Origin of the sequence: Aeromonas media, from assembly GCF_000819985.1 — a bacterium.
In the GTDB taxonomy this organism is placed as follows: Bacteria; Pseudomonadota; Gammaproteobacteria; order Enterobacterales; family Aeromonadaceae; genus Aeromonas; species Aeromonas media.
Window position 1 is genome coordinate 90,025 of the sequence record NZ_CDBZ01000198.1, and the last position, 17,565, is coordinate 107,589.

The 17,565-nt window shown below is 61.2% G+C and carries 18 protein-coding genes and 1 riboswitch; of the genes, 13 read left to right on the plus strand and 5 right to left on the minus strand.

Annotation, left to right across the window (positions count from 1 at the left end; translation table 11 throughout):
• Complete coding sequence (locus tag BN1127_RS17255; RefSeq protein WP_042650257.1) at nt 1–924, minus strand: gluconeogenesis factor YvcK family protein; 924 nt, start codon at nt 922–924, stop codon at nt 1–3.
• 111 nt (nt 925–1,035) lie between these two features.
• Between BN1127_RS17255 and BN1127_RS17260 the strand changes: the two genes are divergently transcribed.
• Nucleotides 1,036–2,220, plus strand: a complete 1,185-nt coding sequence (locus tag BN1127_RS17260) for an FIST signal transduction protein (protein ID WP_042650258.1) — start codon at nt 1,036–1,038, stop codon at nt 2,218–2,220.
• Nucleotides 2,221–2,238: 18 nt separating this feature from the next.
• Nucleotides 2,239–4,320, plus strand: coding sequence for an ATP-binding protein (locus BN1127_RS17265; RefSeq protein ID WP_042650259.1), 2,082 nt, complete (start codon nt 2,239–2,241; stop codon nt 4,318–4,320).
• A 267-nt stretch (nt 4,321–4,587) separates the two neighbouring features.
• Here the strand turns inward: BN1127_RS17265 and BN1127_RS17270 are convergent, their stop codons facing one another.
• The 4 genes from BN1127_RS17270 to narQ form a co-directional block, all read right to left on the minus strand.
• Nucleotides 4,588–5,163 (minus strand): LON peptidase substrate-binding domain-containing protein, encoded by a 576-nt coding sequence (locus BN1127_RS17270; protein ID WP_042650260.1) that lies wholly within the window; start codon nt 5,161–5,163, stop codon nt 4,588–4,590.
• 313 nt (nt 5,164–5,476) lie between these two features.
• Complete coding sequence (locus BN1127_RS17275; protein ID WP_042650261.1) at nt 5,477–5,902, minus strand: globin domain-containing protein; 426 nt, start codon at nt 5,900–5,902, stop codon at nt 5,477–5,479.
• Nucleotides 5,903–6,071: 169 nt separating this feature from the next.
• Nucleotides 6,072–6,710, minus strand: a complete 639-nt coding sequence (gene narL, locus BN1127_RS17280) for a two-component system response regulator NarL (RefSeq protein WP_005325544.1) — start codon at nt 6,708–6,710, stop codon at nt 6,072–6,074.
• Nucleotides 6,710–8,422, minus strand: a complete 1,713-nt coding sequence (narQ, locus tag BN1127_RS17285) for a nitrate/nitrite two-component system sensor histidine kinase NarQ (protein WP_042650262.1) — start codon at nt 8,420–8,422, stop codon at nt 6,710–6,712. Before narQ ends, narL begins: the two co-directional genes overlap by 1 nt.
• A 79-nt stretch (nt 8,423–8,501) precedes the next feature.
• Nucleotides 8,502–8,641: riboswitch (molybdenum cofactor riboswitch) on the plus strand.
• On the opposite strand from narQ, the gene moaA reads away from it, so the two are divergent.
• From moaA to moaD, 11 genes are all read left to right on the plus strand, one after another.
• Nucleotides 8,629–9,624, plus strand: a complete 996-nt coding sequence (gene moaA, locus BN1127_RS17290; protein ID WP_005325528.1) for a GTP 3',8-cyclase MoaA — start codon at nt 8,629–8,631, stop codon at nt 9,622–9,624. It overlaps the preceding riboswitch by 13 nt.
• A 250-nt stretch (nt 9,625–9,874) precedes the next feature.
• Complete coding sequence (napF, locus tag BN1127_RS17295) at nt 9,875–10,384, plus strand: ferredoxin-type protein NapF (RefSeq protein WP_041206129.1); 510 nt, start codon at nt 9,875–9,877, stop codon at nt 10,382–10,384.
• 8 nt (nt 10,385–10,392) lie between these two features.
• A complete protein-coding gene (locus BN1127_RS17300; RefSeq protein ID WP_226989672.1) occupies nt 10,393–10,683 on the plus strand; it encodes a chaperone NapD in 291 nt (96 codons plus the stop codon).
• Nucleotides 10,684–10,809: 126 nt separating this feature from the next.
• Complete coding sequence (napA, locus tag BN1127_RS17305) at nt 10,810–13,299, plus strand: nitrate reductase catalytic subunit NapA (RefSeq protein WP_042650263.1); 2,490 nt, start codon at nt 10,810–10,812, stop codon at nt 13,297–13,299.
• Nucleotides 13,300–13,312: 13 nt separating this feature from the next.
• On the plus strand, nt 13,313–14,047 hold the full coding sequence (gene napG, locus BN1127_RS17310; RefSeq protein ID WP_005325518.1) for a ferredoxin-type protein NapG: 735 nt from the start codon (nt 13,313–13,315) through the stop codon (nt 14,045–14,047).
• Nucleotides 14,044–14,919: a quinol dehydrogenase ferredoxin subunit NapH gene (gene napH / locus BN1127_RS17315; RefSeq protein WP_042650264.1), complete on the plus strand. Its 876-nt coding sequence runs from the start codon at nt 14,044–14,046 to the stop codon at nt 14,917–14,919. Before napG ends, napH begins: the two co-directional genes overlap by 4 nt.
• Entirely contained in the window at nt 14,919–15,374 is a 456-nt protein-coding gene (locus tag BN1127_RS17320; protein WP_041206124.1) for a nitrate reductase cytochrome c-type subunit, read from the plus strand. Before napH ends, BN1127_RS17320 begins: the two co-directional genes overlap by 1 nt.
• An 11-nt stretch (nt 15,375–15,385) precedes the next feature.
• The gene (locus tag BN1127_RS17325; protein ID WP_005325513.1) at nt 15,386–15,976 is read left to right on the plus strand and encodes a cytochrome c3 family protein; all 591 of its coding nucleotides are present in this window, start codon (nt 15,386–15,388) and stop codon (nt 15,974–15,976) included.
• A gap of 221 nt (nt 15,977–16,197) precedes the next feature.
• Complete coding sequence (moaB, locus tag BN1127_RS17330; RefSeq protein ID WP_041207033.1) at nt 16,198–16,725, plus strand: molybdenum cofactor biosynthesis protein B; 528 nt, start codon at nt 16,198–16,200, stop codon at nt 16,723–16,725.
• A gap of 81 nt (nt 16,726–16,806) precedes the next feature.
• Complete coding sequence (gene moaC, locus BN1127_RS17335; RefSeq protein WP_005325509.1) at nt 16,807–17,301, plus strand: cyclic pyranopterin monophosphate synthase MoaC; 495 nt, start codon at nt 16,807–16,809, stop codon at nt 17,299–17,301.
• Nucleotides 17,298–17,543 (plus strand): molybdopterin synthase sulfur carrier subunit, encoded by a 246-nt coding sequence (gene moaD / locus BN1127_RS17340; protein WP_005325507.1) that lies wholly within the window; start codon nt 17,298–17,300, stop codon nt 17,541–17,543. Before moaC ends, moaD begins: the two co-directional genes overlap by 4 nt.
• Nucleotides 17,544–17,565: the final 22 nt, after the last annotated feature.

Here is a 17,565-nt window from a genome sequence, read left to right on the forward strand (position 1 = left end):
TTAGCCCGCCTTGTCACGCTCTGCGTACCAGCTCAGGATCACCGCATCCAGCGCCTGTCGAAGTTTGAGGCGATCGTGGCGATGGGGCAGGGCCGCCTCACCCAGACTGGCCTGAACCAGGCAATGCTGCAGCTCGGGGGCCCCATGGCCTTCGGGGGCCAGGATGGCATCGATCCGACCCTGGCCGATCCGCTCTTCCAGCCAGCGATGCTGGTGGGACAGTGTCAGCTTGCCAGCTGGCCCGTTTTCGGCCACCAGATTGCTGATGAAGACGACGATGGCACCGCTGCCGCGAATCGCCTCGGCTACCTCGTTTAGCAACAGGGGCGGCATGATGGAGGTGAGGAAGCTGCCGGGTCCCAGAATGATCATGTCGGCCTGGTTCAGGGCATCGATCGCCTCACGAGTGGCCGGCACGACCGGGTTCAGGCTCAGGGCCCGTGGCGGTGTGGTGAGCTGATCGATGGAAACCTCCCCCAGGATCTGATCGCCACAGACGGTGTGGGCACACAGATCGGTGGGATGTTCGGACATGGGCAGCAGGCTGGGCTCGATGTTCAGCATGTCGCTGATGAGCCGGATGGCATCCAGGGGACGGACGCAGAGATTGTCGAGTGCCAGCAGCATCAGGTTGCCGAGGTTGTGACCCGCCAGCTCGCCGCGCCCCGTGAAGCGATATTCGAACAGTCGGCTGCCGATGCTGGGTTCGGTCACCAGCTGATTGAGGCAGTTGCGCAGATCGCCCCAGGCGATGCACTCCTGGCTCTTGCGCAGGCGTCCGGTGGAGCCGCCATTATCGGTCGTGGTGACAATGCCCGTCAGCCGAGTGCCTAAAAACGAGAGAGAAGAGAGCACCCGACCCATGCCGTGTCCACCGCCGATGGCGACGACCCGTTCAAAGTCATTGATATTTTTCTGCCACATGCCGTCATCCTGTGTGGGCCAGTGAGTATCATGCTAGTCCGCATGACCAGGTAATTATTTGATAAAGGTATGATTTTTGCTTGATGTCAGAGCATCGCATACCACTAGGAGATGGTGTTGAACTTCCTGACGGCTCACTCCCTTGCCGAGACGACCCCGCTGGCCGCCCAACAGATAGTTGAACGGCTGCTCGCTCAATCACCCCATTCCCCGTCGCTGTTGCTGGTTTATTTTACCCAAGCTCACGATGCCGCGGTACTGCGCCGTGTACTCAAGTCCCGCTTTCCCGATGTCCGGCTCATCGGGTGCAGCTCCTGTGGCGGTATCCTGACCCAGACTGGCCATCATGGTCTGCTGGGCTGGAGTCTCGCGGTGGCGGCCCTCTATGACGACAAGGGGGCCTACGGCGTAGCCGGCCAGGCAGGGGATCAGCTGGATGTGCGCCAGTTGCTGCGCCGCGCCATTGCGGATGGTGGGCGTCCCGGCGAGTTGCCGCAACTCATCTTGCTGCACACCAGCCCGGGGCAGGAAGAGGCTGTGCTGGCCGGCATAGATGCCGAGTTCGGGGCGACGGTTCCCGTCGTCGGCGGGTCGGCGGCTGACGACGGGGTCACCGGCGAGTGGCAACTGTGCTGGGATGAGGGGGAAGGGACGCAGGGCTGCGTGGTGGCGGTGCTCTATCCCGATTGCCAGTTGGCCTTCCAGTTCCACTCCAGTTATGTGCCCACCGAGCGCCATGGCATCATTACCGCGCTGGAGGGGCGCGAGGTACTGACCATAGACAATGAGCCGGCGGCCCGGGTCTACGCCCGCTGGACAGAGCGCCAGGTCCCCTGGCCGGTGGGCCCCATTTTGCGGGAGACGACCCTCTCCCCGCTGGCCCGGCAGGTCGGGACGCTCGATGAGATGCCTTACTACAAGCTTTCCCACCCCGATGCTGTCACGGCGCGGGAAGGGTTGCGTCTGTTTACCGAAACCCGGCTGGGGGAGCGCCTGCAACTGATGTACAGCAGCCAGGAAGGCTTGCTTCAGCGCAGCCTGAATGCGGTGCGCATCGAACCCGAATACGGGATGGCGGGGAACCTGCAACCCATCGGTGCCCTGGTGGTGTTCTGCGCGGGCTGCCGTCTGGCGCTGGGAGACTCGCTCGGCGAGGTGGTCGGTCACTTCAGTCAACGGCTGGGGGAGATCCCCTTTATCACACCATTTACCTTCGGCGAGCAGGGGCGATTGCCCCACGGTGAGCTGGCGCATGGCAACCTCATGGTCTCGAGCGTAATCTTCCTCGAGAGCTGACAAGGTGCTGGACACAAGATGATAGGTAATAGCGAACTCGAAACCCTGGGTGACAAGCTGCAAACCACGCTGGTGGAGCTGATGCGTTGCCGGGAGCGGGAGGCCAGATACCGCCAGGAGTCGCAGGCCCTGCTGTGCGGGGTGGCGACACTGGCACAGGCTCAGAGCCTGGAGCAGGTACTGGACAGCCTCATCCTGGCGCTCAAGCCCTTTATCGGCTTCGAACAGGCTGACGTGGTCGCCTGGGAAAGCTCGCGCGGCACCACGCATCTGAGCACCCAACTCGGGGAGGTCGGCCGCATCTGGCCGCTGACGCCGCTCTTCTCCCGCGCCATCGCCGGGGAAACCCTGGTCATCTATGATCCGGCCCAGTTGCCCGAGCTGGCTGCTCTGGCGGGGGCGGCGGGCTGGGCCAGCGTCATGATGACGGGGCTGCAGGCGCCGGGCTTTTCCGGGGTGCTCATCTGCCGGCACAGTACCGCGGGCACCTTCGATCTTCAGAGCAAGGCGGCGATGCAGCGTTGTCGCCCGCTAATCTCCCAGGCGCTGGTCAACATTGCCTATCGGGCGCGCCTGCAGGAGCAGGTCGACCTCAAGACCCTGGCGCTTCAAGCAAGCGAGCAGCGCTTTCGCAGCTTTGCCGCCATGGCGTCTGACTGGTTCTGGGAGACGGATCCCGAGCACAGGCTGAGCTATGTCTCTGCCCCCGGCTATCAGGGGGAGGCGCTTGTCCGCCAGGCGGGGCGCAGCCTTTATGACTTTGCCCACGACAAGCAGGATCCCGCCTGGTGCAAGTATCAGCACCAGATCGCTCACCATCTGCCGGTGCGGGCAATGCGCGCCCAGGTGACGCTGGCCAGCGGACCCTGCTGGATGGAGATAAATGCCGAGCCCTGTCATGACGCCAGCGGCACCTTCATCGGCTATCGGGGCACGGCGCGGGAGATTGGCAGCCAGATCCGCCGCGAGCAGGAGCTGGCGCGGGCACGGGATGAGGCCGAGAGTGCCAACCGTGCCAAGTCCCAGTTCCTGGCCATGATGACCCACGAGATCCGCTCCCCCATGAATGCGGTGCTGGGGATGCTGGATCTGCTGCAGCACGGTCGGCTCGAGACCCCCCAACAGACCCTGCTCGGTCACGCCACCCACTCTGCCCATCTGCTGCAGACCATCATCGACGATGTACTCGACTTCTTGAAGATTGAATCCCATACCCTGGCCCTGCACTGCGAGCCTTTTCAACCCGCCGAGCTGTGCCGGGCGCTGGTGGAGCCGCTGCAGGCGCAGGCCCGAGCCAAGGGCATAGCGCTGCATTGGCAGTTGGATGAGCAAGTGCCGTCTCACCTGCAGGGGGACGCGGTCCGCCTGTCCCAGGTGATTGGCAATCTGCTCGGCAATGCGGTGAAATTTACCGCCGCCGGCAGCGTGCGGCTCGCGCTGGAATGGCAGGATGAGCGGCTGAGGGTGTCGGTCAGCGACACCGGGATTGGCATATCCCCGGAGGATCAGGCGTTGCTGTTCGAGCCGTTCTATCAGGTCGACAGCTCGGCCAGCCGTCGTTTCTCCGGCTCCGGGCTTGGGCTGGCCATCTGCCGGCGGCTGGTGCAACTCATGGGGGGGGACATCCGCCTGCAGAGCACCCCGGGGCAGGGCAGCTGTTTCTGGTTCGAGTTGCCCGGAATGGCCTCACCTTGCATCGAGGCAGTCAGCCCCGCCACTCAGGGGCTCTCCATGCTGGATCTGGATGTGCTGGTGGTGGAGGACAGCCCGGTCAATCAGCTGGTGGTGTCGCTCATGCTGCAAAAGCTGGTGTGTCGGGTGAGGCTTGCAAGCAATGGCCTGGAGGCGCTGGCACAGGTCGGTGAGCGGCTACCGGACCTCATCCTGATGGATATGCGAATGCCGCAGATGGACGGGCTGGAAGCAACCCGCCGCTTGCGATCCATGGGGTGCGAGGTTCCCATAGTAGCGCTGACGGCCAATGCCATGACGGAGGACAGGGCGCGTTGTCTGGCCCAGGGGATGAACGACTTTCTGGCCAAACCCATCCGCCTGGCCCGGCTGCGCAGTTGTTTGCTGCGCCATTGCCGGCTTCCATAGCCATATTTTGGGTAAAAAAATGGTCAACCTGGTGGTTGACCAATTCTTCAGCAAATACTGAAGAGAGCACGGGATAAATCGGGTTGTACGGTCTTATATGAAAAAGTCGTGCCAACTTTTCATGACCTGTTATTTGCGGCTGGTAGCGGAGTTATCTGTTGTTATCGCCACCGGTGATTGCAAATTGCGAATTCCATCTTTTCATTGTAAGAATTTCCGGTCAGGATATTCGCGTTTTGCAAATCACGTATTGACTCACTCTCTGACTCACTGTGCGATCAGTCGGCGCAGAAACTGGCGCGCCGCTTCACTGTTCTGTTTGGCAATCAACATCTGTTTCTCATAGATCGGCATGGGCAGGATCTCGAGCCAGCGCTGACAGAGCCAGGCCGCGTCGTCGAATTGCTTGTCCGGGTAGAGCTCATCCAGTTCTGGATATTGTTCAAATACTTCCTGCAATCTGCTGACCAGCTGCTTGTCGCTGAAGTCCGAGTGCGCGCTCGGCCAGTTGGGCAGGGTTTCCACCTGAGCGTAGCGCAATCCGGATTCATCCGTTTCCATTTCGTGGATGCAGAAACGTTCCAGACCGAGCACGGTGACCCCGAGCAGACCATCGTTGAGCGTATAGAAATCTGTCACCTTGACGCGAGTGCCGACTGGCAGGATACGCCCGCAGGTGCCCGTGCTGGTGCTCTCTTCCATCACGATGCCAAAGCCCCGATCATCGATGAAGGACTCCTTGAGCATCTGCAGGTGGCGAGGCTCAAACAGACGCAAGGGGAGTTTCCCGCCCGGCAGTATGTGTGAGGGCAAGGGGAACAGTGCCAAGTGTTGAAGTTTCATGTTCCATCCTCCGATAAGTTGCATCTGAATATGACAATGCAGTGACTGTGCCAGAGCTCGGGGAAAATGGAGAAATGGTAGGAAAATGATGCCAGTGATTTAAATATCCATTAGTAATCAATCTATTAGGATTTGATTCAATGGAAGAGGCAGGATAACGCAGGAAGGGATTCAGGTGGCTTTGTAGGGGCTCGTACATGCCCCATCTGCAGAATGGGGTAGAGTTCGCATATTGCAAATGATCCCCCTGCAAAATGCGTATCTGCCGTCCATCTTAAGCGGCAGGATCTCTCGGGTGTGATGGCTGAGGCGGCTAGGCGACGGATTCGGCGGGCTGACTGAGCCCTTCCAGCATCAGGGCGGCGATCTCGTCGTACATCTGTGACCAGGCCTCAGACAGCGTCGGTGTGAAGTGCTCTCCCAGCCGTCTTGCCAGCACCAGGGTCAATGCCTGTTTCAACAGGCCGAACTGGTGTGACTGCACGTTGAACTGTCGATGCCGTCTGCCGAGATCCCGGATGATGAAACCCAGGGCATCCAGCTGCTCCAGGCTGGTGATCACCGTGTTCAGGGTCTCAGACACCTTGGTGACCGGCATTCCCGCAGGATCGGGAAAGAGGTTGATCAAGTCAGGTGACAGCCGGAACAGCTCTGTATACACCTCCTGAACATAGGTGTTGTTCAATGCGGTGACCCTGCCCCATGCCCTTTGTACCAGTTCGATCTGTTCCGGTGTCATGCCGTGCGCCCTCCATGCGTCGTCTCCCAAACATAATAATGCATTTTCTCAATAAGTTGCGAGAGTGGAGCCGGTGACATTCTGTTAGGCTGGGGCTGTGCTGTATCCAGCAAAAAGCCCCGAAATGACGGGGCCTTGGCTGGCATGAGTGGGAGGACAACATGGGAGTCTAGTTGCGCTGCTCCAGGTACATGACGGCGGCTTCCACCCGGCTCTGGGCTTCGAGCTTCTTCAGCAGGCTCTTGACGTGCACCTTGACGGTGCCTTCCGAGATGTGGAGCACGGAGGCGACCTGCTTGTTGGAAAGACCCTTGGCAATCTCGCGCATGATCTGCATCTCGCGGCGGGTCAGGCTTTCCAGCTTCTGTTGCAGATGGTCCAGCTCATAGATGTTTTCCAGATAGGGACGCAGGGGCTCGCTCAGGATCTGTTTGCCGGTCATGACATCGGCCAGCTGACCGAGCAGCATGTCGGGCTCGGTGTCCTTGAGCAGGTAACCATCGGCGCCTGCCTTGAGCAGGGCAACCACGTCCTGACGGGCGTCGGAAACGGTCAGGATCACGACCCGGGAGGTGACCTCTTCGGCGCGCAGGGCTTTGAGGGTATCGAGGCCGGACAAGCCCTTCATGTTGAGATCGAGCAGGATAAGGTCCGGTTCGGACTCCTTGGCCATGGCTACGGCGTCAGTGCCGTTAGAAGCCTCACCTATCACTTCGATGTTATCTTCCAGCTCCAGCAGTTGCACAATGCCTTTGCGCATCAGGGGATGGTCATCTACGACCAGAACACTATATTTCATCTCGTCCATCAGGCGTCTCTTGTTAGGCTGGTGGGAAAAATCAGGTGTACACGGGTGCCCCCGGAAGACGGTTCACTGATGGTCAACTGACCGTGCAACTTGCTGGCACGCTCGTTCATGATGCTGAGACCGTAGTGATTCACCGCCGAGCTTGCGCCCCCTATTCCGACACCATCATCTGCAATCTGAACCTGGATGTTACCATCAGCCAGGGTCTCACAGCTAACGTCAATGCGCTGGGCGCAGGCATGTTTGATGGCATTGAGCACTGCCTCACGGATCAGTTGCAGGATGTGTATGTGCTGCCCCGCCTCGAGATCCGTATCAGTCAGTCCGTATTGGAGCCGGATCTCGGCCCGTGTCTGGGGCTTGAGCTGCTCCAGCATGACGCCGATGGCTTCGCCGAGATTGGCGTCGCCGATGCTGAGGCGGAAGGTACCGAGCAGCTCGCGCAACTGGGTATAGGCATTGCTGAGCCCTTCGTCTATCTGCTCCATGGCGGCTTTGGCCTTGCCATTATCCCCCTTGGCGACGGAGCGCTTGAGCAGGGTGGACTGGATCTTGAGGTAGGAGAGCGCCTGGGCCAGCGAGTCGTGCAGCTCGCGGGCGATGACGGCACGCTCCTCCATCAGCAGCAGGCGCTGGTGCTGCAGCAAGGTCTGATCCTTGTGCAGCACCTGGGCCAGCAGCATGGAGAAGTTCTTCATCAGCCGCTCGTCGATGGGGTGAGCGCTTATCATGTCGAGCCGGCCGTACTCCTCATCATCCATCTGCAGATAGAAGCTCACCACGGCATCCAGGTCTCCGGGCCAGCCCTTGCGCCCGGTGATGTAGACCGGCATGGCATTGTGCTCGAAGCGGGTCAGCCTGATGTAGTCGATGTGCTGATGGGCGGCGGCCCGCTCCAGCAATTTCTGCAGGGTACGGCGGCTCAGCGGCGCCGCATGCAGCTTCTGGGCGGTGGAATAGAGGAAGGAGAGGGTGTCGTTCGCCTGCTGCAGCTTGGCGGTTTTCTCTTCCACCTTGCTCTCCAGCTCCCGATAGAGCTTGCCGAGCTCGTCCGCCATGGTGGCGAAGGCGCCGGACAGTTCCCCCAACTCGTTTTCGCAGTGGGGGGGCAGGGTCAGGTCGAACTCCTGGCGCTGGATCTGGCGTGCGCAATGGACCAGCTGATTGAGGGGGGCAACCACCTGCTGGCGGGTGAAACGCACCGTGAACCAGGCGATGGTGATGATGGAGAGCAAGCCCAGCCCCTCCGCCAGCGCCAGCATGCGCACCTTGAACTCCACGTGATACTGCATCTGATTGACGAAGTCATCGATGGCGGCGACGAACTGCTCGGTGTTGTCGGTGTAGCGGCTGGGGGTGGCGTTCTCGATGTGCTCGCGCATCATCTGCCATTGCAGCAGCACCTCGCCATAGGTACGGCGCAAGGAGGCGGGGGTGATCCAGCGCTGGGTCTCCTGCAACTCGGAGGCGTGCAGTGTCTGCTCGAACTGGTCGAGCCGGCCGAGGACGGCCTGATCCTTCTCGATTTCGTAGGCCATGCGATAGGCCTGCATCCGCAATGATCCCGACAGGTTGATCGCCTTGGCGTCGGGTACCGAGTAGAAGAGGGTGACCATGGCCACCACGGCGATCAGGCTGGCCATGAACAGGATCAGCACCATGGAGCGGCCGATGGCGCTGCTGACCGAGTGTACTTTGAACCACTTTCCCATGCCGATTGGCTTCCTTCAGATCAGACAAAGACCCCACAAAGTAGCATGGGAGTGTACTCCAACTTGTGCTAGCATCGAAAAACTAGATGAACTCCGAGCGTTTTTGCCTAAGTCATTGAGATAGGGGGAAAACGCCGTCAGCCGTCGTTCGAGCTGAAAGGGTCAGGAAAGAAATGCCCTGGCCTCCCGTATTTGGAAAGGTGTTTATGTTGCCACTTGAAGATGGTTTTTCCCGTCGTTTTTACTATTTGCGCCTGTCTATTACCGACGTGTGCAATTTCCGTTGTACCTACTGTTTGCCGGACGGTTATCGCCCCCCGGATGGGAACAAGGAGGGGCGCAAGTCGTTTCTCTCCCTGGAGGAGATCCGACGCATCGTCTCTGGCTTCGCCGCCATGGGTACCCGCAAGGTGCGCCTGACCGGGGGGGAACCCTCACTGCGCCGTGACTTTACCGCCATCATAGAGACGGTGGCCAATACCCCCGGCATCGAGAAGGTGGCCATGACCACCAATGGCTATCGCTTGAAGGAGCGCGCCCAGGAGTGGTTCGATGCCGGACTGAATGCCCTCAATGTCAGTGTCGACAGCCTGGACCCACGCCAGTTTCACCAGATCACCGGCGAGAACAAGCTGGCGGAGGTGATGGAGGGAATAGAGGCGGCACTGGCCGCCGGCTTCAAGTCGGTGAAGATCAATGCGGTGCTGCTCAAGGGGCTCAACGATCAGCAACTGGATCAGTTTCTGGCCTGGATCAGGCACAAACCCATCGAGCTGCGCTTCATCGAGCTGATGCAGACCGGGGAGATGGACAACCTGTTTCGCGACCACCACACCAGTGGCGAGCTCATCAAGGAGCAACTGCTTGGCAATGGCTGGATCCAGCAATTGCGCGCGGTGGACGACGGCCCGGCCCAGGTGTTCATGCATCCCGAGTCACAGGGGGGCGTCGGGCTTATCATGCCCTACAGCAAGGACTTCTGCGCCGGTTGCAATCGGCTGCGGGTCTCCTCCGTGGGCAAGTTGCACCTCTGTCTGTTCGGTGACAACGGGGTGGAGCTGCGGGATCTGCTCAGCGACGACAGTCAGCAGGAAGCCCTGCAACTGCGGATCCGCCAGGCGCTTACCGGCAAGGCCGCCACCCATCGTCTGCACGAGGGCAATGCCGGCATGACCCCCCATCTCGCCTCCATCGGTGGCTGAGTGCTCACCGTTAGCTCAAAATAGCCATCGATTAATAAGCAATCCTCATATAGGGGTAATTTACCTTGCCCCTTTCCTGCCTTGTTGCGCCAAGGGTTTGATCCAACGCAATAATCCCCCCTGTTTATCTCCCTGGTGGTATATCACTGGACTTGTGAGAGTCGCAATATACACCCACGCTTATAATTGATATTGAAAATGCCAGTCACTGGTTCCGCGCTCGAATTCTGTCCTGTGAAGAGGAATTGATATGCCTGATGGGGTCAATCTGTCACGCCGCAGTCTGTTTCGAGGACGACTGAGCGCGCCCAGACCCGAGGTGCAGCTGCCCTGGTCTGTCTCCTGGGCCGACTTCGTGGCCGATTGCACCCGGTGTGGCGACTGCCTGACGGCCTGCCCGGAGCAGATCCTGATCAAGGGGGACGGCGGCTTCCCGACGGTGGATTTCCAGCGTGGCGAGTGCACCTTCTGTGGTGAATGCGTCAGCGCCTGCCAGGTGCCTGTGTTCAGGCCGACGACCCAGACGCCCTGGGACTATGTGGCTCACATCGAAGCCGGTTGCCTGGCCAGTGCCCAAGTCTTCTGCCAGCGCTGTCAGGACAGCTGCGAGCAGCAGGCCATCCGTTTTTCTCCTCAGCTGGGGCGAGTACCCACCCCCAGCATCCATACCGAGTCGTGCAATGGCTGTGGTGCCTGCGTGGCGGATTGTCCGGTTGGCAGTATCAGGGTGGGCGCCCCCCATGAGGGTTCGGCCAGATGAAGCAAGGGATGAGCAAGTTGGAAAACAACCATATGACCCGAGAAGAGTTCCACGTATCCAGCCTGGTGGTACTGACCCAGCCCCCCTTGCGCCACCGGCTCGCAGAGCAGATTGCGGCCCTGGATGGGGCAGAGATCCATGCCGTCAGCGACGAAGGCAAGCTGGTGGTGACCCTGGAAGGGCCCAGCCAGCGCCCCATCATGGCGGCCATCGATGCGATCAATGCCATGCCGGGCGTGCTCTCCGCCGCCCTGATCTACCACCAGTTTGATGAAGTCGAAGCCGAGGGCAGGGAATAGCGCCACGAGGCTGGGGCCGCGCGGTTTGCGATGCCCGATGAAAGCAATAAAGCGCCATGACGCTGAGCCAGCGCGGCTCGTGACAATGGCTGTCATTGATGTGATTAAGCAATGCGAGGATATGTCATGAAGCTGAGTCGACGCGACTTTATGAAGGCCAATGCGGTGGCGGCAGCCGCTGCCGTGGCCGGAGTCAGTGCCCCCACCCTGGCGGCGAACCTTATTACCAGCACCGACAAGACTGCCATCACCTGGGACAAGGCGCCCTGCCGCTTCTGCGGCACCGGCTGCTCCGTGCTGGTGGGCTCTCAGGCCGGACGTGTCGTGGCGACCCAGGGCGATCCCGATGCGCCGGTCAACCGTGGCCTCAACTGCATCAAGGGCTACTTCCTGTCCAAGATCATGTACGGCGAGGATCGCCTGACCCAGCCCATGCTGCGCATGACCAATGGCAAGTTCGACAAGAATGGTGACTTCGCCCCCATCAGCTGGGATCAGGCGTTCGACATCATGGCCGAGAAGTTCAAGGCCACCCTCAAGGAGAAGGGACCGACCGCCGTCGGCATGTTCGGCTCCGGCCAGTGGACCGTATGGGAAGGTTATGCCGCCGCCAAGCTGATGAAAGCGGGCCTGCGCACCAACAACCTGGATACCAACGCCCGTCACTGCATGGCCTCCGCCGTGGTCGGTTTCATGCGTACCTTCGGCATGGATGAGCCCATGGGCTGCTATGATGACATCGAGCAGGCCGACGCCTTCGTGCTGTGGGGCTCCAACATGGCCGAGATGCACCCCATCCTCTGGTCACGGATGTCCGATCGCCGCCTCTCCAACCCGGATGTGCAGGTGCACGTGCTGTCCACCTTCGAGCACCGCAGCTTCGAGTTGGCGGACAACGGCATGGTGTTCACGCCCCAGACCGACTTGGCGATCCTCAACTACATCGCCAACTACATCATCCAGAACGACAAGGTGAACTGGGACTTCGTCAACAAGCACACCCAGTTCCGCAAGGGCGTCACCGACATCGGCTATGGCCTGCGCCCGACTCACCCGACGCAGCAGAAGGCCAAGAACCCCGACAGCGGCGACTCGACCCCCATGAGCTTCGACGACTTCGCGAAGTTCGTGGCGGATTATGACGTCGAGTCGGTGGCCAAGCTCTCCGGCGTCTCGAAAGACAAGCTGGAGAAGCTGGCCCAGATCTATGCCGATCCGGACAAGAAGGTGGTCTCCTACTGGACCATGGGCTTCAACCAGCACACCCGTGGCGTCTGGGCGAACAACCTCTGCTACAACATCCATCTGCTGACCGGCAAGATCTCCACTCCGGGCTCGGGTCCCTTCTCCCTGACCGGCCAGCCTTCCGCCTGCGGCACGGCGCGGGAAGTGGGCACCTTCGCCCACCGTCTGCCCGCCGACATGGTGGTCACCGATCCCAAGCACCGCGCCATCGCCGAGAAGATCTGGAAGCTGCCGGAAGGCACCATTCCCGAGCAGGTGGGTTATCACGCCGTGCTGCAAAACCGCATGCTCAAAGACGGCAAGCTCAACGCCTACTGGGTGATGTGCAACAACAACATGCAGGCCGGCCCCAACATGAACGAGGAGGGATTGCCCGGTTATCGCAACCCTGCCAACTTCATCGTGGTCTCCGACCCTTACCCGACAGTGACCGCGCAAGCGGCTGACCTCATCCTGCCCACCGCCATGTGGGTGGAAAAAGAGGGTGCCTATGGCAACGCCGAGCGCCGCACCCAGTTCTGGCACCAGCAAGTGAAGGCGCCAGAAGGGGCCAAGTCCGATCTGTGGCAGCTGATGGAGTTTTCCAAGCGCTTCACCGTGGAAGAGGTGTGGCCGGCTGAGCTGATTGCCAAGATGCCGGAAGTGAAGGGCAAGACCCTGTTCGAGGTGCTCTACGCCAACGGGCAGGTCAATCAGTTCCCGAAAGAGCAGAGCAAGGGGGCGCTGAACGACGAGGCGGAACACTTCGGCTTCTACGTGCAGAAGGGGTTGTTCGAAGAGTACGCCTCCTTCGGTCGCGGTCACGGCCACGATCTGGCGCCCTTTGATCAGTATCACGAGGCCCGTGGCCTGCGCTGGCCCGTGGTGGACGGCAAGGAGACCCTGTGGCGCTACCGCGAAGGGTTCGACCCTTATGTGAAGGCGGGGGAGGGGGTGAAATTCTACGGCAAGCCCGATGGCAAGGCGGTGATCTTCGCGCTGCCCTATGAGCCGGCCGCCGAGGCACCGGATAAAGAGTACGACATGTGGCTCTCCACCGGCCGCGTGCTGGAGCACTGGCACACCGGCACCATGACCCGTCGGGTCCCCGAGCTCTATCGCGCCTTCCCGGATGCGGTGCTCTTCATGCACCCGGAAGATGCCAAGGCCCGCGGTGTGCGCCGTGGCGAAGAGGTGATCGTCTCCTCCCGCCGTGGCGAGGTGAAGACCCGGGTCGAGACCCGCGGTCGCAACCGCCCGCCCAAAGGCCTGGTGTTCATGCCCTTCTTCGATGCGAGCCAGCTGGTCAACAAGCTGACCCTGGACGCCACAGATCCGCTCTCCAAAGAGACGGATTACAAGAAGTGCGCCGTCAAGGTCATGAAGGCGTAAGGCGGGCCGGGGGATGAGTCGCAGCCGTCGTCAGTTCCTGGCCGACCTTGCCAAGGGGGCCTGCTCCGTGGGCCTCCTGGGTGTGGGTCTGGGCTCGGTGGCACGCCAGCAGGTGCAGGCGGTGCCCGCCCAGGCTCTGCGGCCGCCGGCGGCTCTGGGGGAGGCCGACTTCCTTGGTGCCTGCGTGCGCTGCGGGCTCTGCGTCGAAGCCTGCCCCTACGACACCCTCAAGCTCGCCCGGCTGCTGGATCCCGTGACCACGGGCACCCCCTATTTCGAGGCACGCAGCGTTCCTTGCGAGATGTGTGACGACATCCCCTGTGTGGTGGCCTGTCCGAGCGGGGCGCTGGATCAGGGGATGACCGACATCGATCAGGCGCGGATGGGGGTGGCGGTGCTCATCGATCACGAGACCTGCCTCAACTACCTGGGCCTGCGCTGCGATGTCTGCTATCGGGTCTGCCCGCTGATAGACAAGGCGATCACCCTCGAACTGCAACGCAATCCGCGCACCGGCAAGCACGCCATGTTCCTGCCCACGGTACACAGCGACATCTGTACCGGCTGCGGCAAGTGCGAGCACGCCTGCGTGCTGGAGACGGCAGCCATCAAGGTGGTGCCCCGTCAGCTCGCCAAGGGGGAACTGGGTCATCACTACCGGCTTGGCTGGGAAGAGAAGGCCAAGGCGGGCAAGTCCCTCATTGGTGAGCGACTCACCCTGCCGACCCGCAAACCGGAGGGGCTATGAGTCGTTATCCGGGGGCCGAGGCCAGCGCCAGGTTGGGCTGGTGGCGTGCCCATCGCTTCCTGCTGCTGCGCCGCCTCTGCCAGTTCGGCGTGCTGGGGCTCTTCCTGCTGGGGCCGCTCGCGGGGGTCTGGATCCTCAAGGGCAACCTCTCCAGCTCCCTGCTGCTGGAGACGGTGCCCCTCACGGATCCGCTCACCCTGCTGCAGTCGGTGGCGGCGGGTCATTGGCCCATCACCACACTGTGGCTCGGGGCAGGCCTGGTGCTGCTGGGGTACTGGCTGGTCGGGGGGCGGGTGTTCTGCTCCTGGGTCTGCCCGGTCAACCTGGTCACGGATGCAGCCGCCTGGCTCAGGGCCCGACTTGGGCTCAAGGGCAACGGCCAGTTCAACCGCAACACCCGCTACTGGCTGCTGGCCATGGTGCTGGTGGCGCCCGCCATTACGGACGTGCTGGTGTGGGAGCTGGTCAATCCGGTGTCCTTGGCCATGCGCGGCCTGCTGTTTGGCATGGGGGCGGGCTGGGGTCTGCTGGTGGCCCTGTTCCTATTCGATCTGTTCGTGGTGGAGCGGGGCTGGTGTGGCCATCTCTGCCCGGTGGGGGCCTTCTATGCCCTAGTCAACCGGGTCGGATTTATCAAGATTTCTGCCAAGGGGCGTGAGCGGTGCAGCAACTGCATGGATTGTTATGCGGTCTGCCCGGAGCGTCCCATCCTGCGCGGCCCGGTTCACGGGGCCAGGCGCGGTCACGGGCCCTTGATTGTGGCTCAGGAGTGTACCAACTGCGGCCGTTGCATCGATGTCTGCGCGGAGCAAGTTTTCGAAATCACTACAGGTTTTGCCGTCAAGGCAGAGAAAACGTCGGAGAACAAATAATGAAAAAGCTGATTGGAGCAATGCTGGCCTGCCTGATGGCGGGCTCCTTGATGGCAGCCACCCCCGAGATCACCAACAGCACGGGGGGGATAAAATCGGAGCGGGGGAGTACGGATCTGGTCACGGATGCAGATGCGGCTCCCATGAAGAACTATCGCAAGGATGGCGATCTCTACGATCGTCAGTACATGCATCAACCGCCGCTGATCCCCCACGATACCCGCAACTACGAGGTGGACAACAAGGTCAACAAGTGCCTGGCCTGCCACAGCTTCAAGAACGCCAGCAAGATGAAGGCACCCAAGATAAGCCCCACTCATTTCGAAACCCGTGACGGCATGACCCTTGGCGAAGTGTCCCCCCGCCGCTACTTCTGCCTGCAGTGCCATGTGCCGCAGGCGGATGCGAAGCCACTGGTGGAAAATACGTTTAAACCAGTTGAAGCGCTGAACTGAGGAGCCCATAGATGAAATTACCCGGCTTTATCCAGCGTCTGTGGACCACCTTCAAGTCCCCCTCGAAGGCGGCCCTCTGGGTGCTGCTGCTGATGGGCTTCTTCGGCGGCGTCATCTTCTGGGGCGGTTTCAACACCGCCATGGAAGCCTCGAACACCGAGAAATTCTGTACCGGTTGCCACGAGATGAAGGACAACGTCTTCGTGGAATACCGCGACACCATCCACTATGCGAACCGTTCCGGGGTGCGCGCCAGCTGCCCGGATTGCCACGTGCCCCACGAATGGACCTACAAGATCATTCGCAAGGTGCAGGCATCCAAGGAACTGTGGGGCATGATCACCGGCAAGGTGGATACCCGCGAGAAGTTTGAATCCCACCGCCGCGAGATGGCGGAGCGGGAGTGGCAGCGGATGAAGGATACGGATTCCCGCGAGTGCCGAAACTGCCACAACTTCGAGTACATGGACTTCTCCCTGCAAGGCAAGCGGGGCGCCCAGATGCACTCCACCAGTCTGGCCAGTGGCGAGAGCACCTGTATCGACTGTCACAAGGGTATCGCTCACCAGTTGCCTGACATGAAGGGCGTGGAAGGGTTCTAAGGACACCAGGCCATCGGCGTGGCTTGCACCGCGCCGATGGCCTTTGATTTTTATAGACCTTTTAACCCCTCAGCCAGACATCTTTTGATAGAATCCCTCCCCGGCAACGCGGCGCCCGTGTCGGCGTGCATTCACCGACCGACATGGCCGGGCGACGCGTATCCCTCTTCTTCCTCTCGTGGTCAATGATTGACAGGACTTGTCCCATGGCAGCCAAAAACATGGCACCCAAACACAACGAATTCATCCCTCTCAAGATCGCCGTACTGACGGTCTCCGACAGCCGTACCGCCGCCGACGACAGCTCGGGGGATTATCTGGTCTCTGCCCTGACCGAAGCCGGTCACCAGCTCACGGACAGAGCGCTCTGCCCGGACAACCTGTTCCGGATCCGGGCTCAGGTGAGCGACTGGATCGTCGATGACGGGGTGCAGGTGGTGCTGATCAACGGTGGTACCGGCTTCAATGAACAGAACCGGGTGCCGGAGGCGGTGGGGGTGCTGTTCGAGCGCACCGTGCAGGGCTTTGGCGAGATGTTCCGCCAGCTCTCCTTTGCCGAGATAAAAGGGTCGGCCATGCAGAGCCGCGCGCTGGCAGGCCTGGCCAACCGTACCCTCATCTGCTGCCTGCCGGGCTCCACCGGCGCCTGCCAGCTCGGCTGGGAGCAGCTCATTCGGGATCAGCTGGACGCCCGTACCAGGCCGTGCAACTTCGTGGCCCATCTGAGCACCAGCGCCATACCGGCGTGAGTGACAGGGCATGGATGAACCCGGGCGACAGCGTACCGGCTGCCGGGTTCTTGTGGAACTATTTGTGACCAAGGGGCATAGATGAACCTGACCCATCTCAATCAGAGCGGCGAAGCGCACATGGTGGACGTGACCGACAAACAGGTCACCGAGCGGGAGGCTCGCGCCGAAGCCTTCGTGACCATGGCCCCCGCGACCCTGGCCCTGATCCTCGGTGGTCAGCATCACAAGGGGGACGTGTTCGCCACCGCCCGCATCGCCGGCATCATGGCGGCCAAGAAGACCGCCGATCTCATTCCCCTCTGCCACCCCCTGGCACTGACCCGGGTGGAGGTAGAGATTGACGCCCAGCCCGAGCACAATAGGGTCCATATCCGCACCCTCTGCAAGCTGTCCGGCAAGACAGGGGTCGAGATGGAGGCGCTCACCGCGGCGTCCGTGGCGGCGCTGACCATCTACGACATGTGCAAGGCGGTGCAAAAGGACATGGTGATCGAGCAAGTCAGGCTGGTGGAGAAGAAGGGCGGCAAGTCCGGCCACTTCCAGCTGGGCTCCCAGGCAGGAGAGAAGGCATGATCAAGGTACTATTTTTTGCGCAAGTGAGGGAGCTGGTGGGCTGTGACGAACTGAGCCTGCCCAGCGACTATCCCACAGCTGAACAGCTGCGCGCGGCCTTGTGCGAGCGCGGCGACAAGTGGGCGCTGGCGCTCGAGTCCGGCAAGCTGCTGGTGGCGGTCAACCAGACCCTGGTGCCGCTCGAGACGGCGCTCAATGATGGCGATGAAGTCGCCTTCTTCCCCCCGGTGACCGGAGGCTGAGGATGAGCGAGATAATGACCGT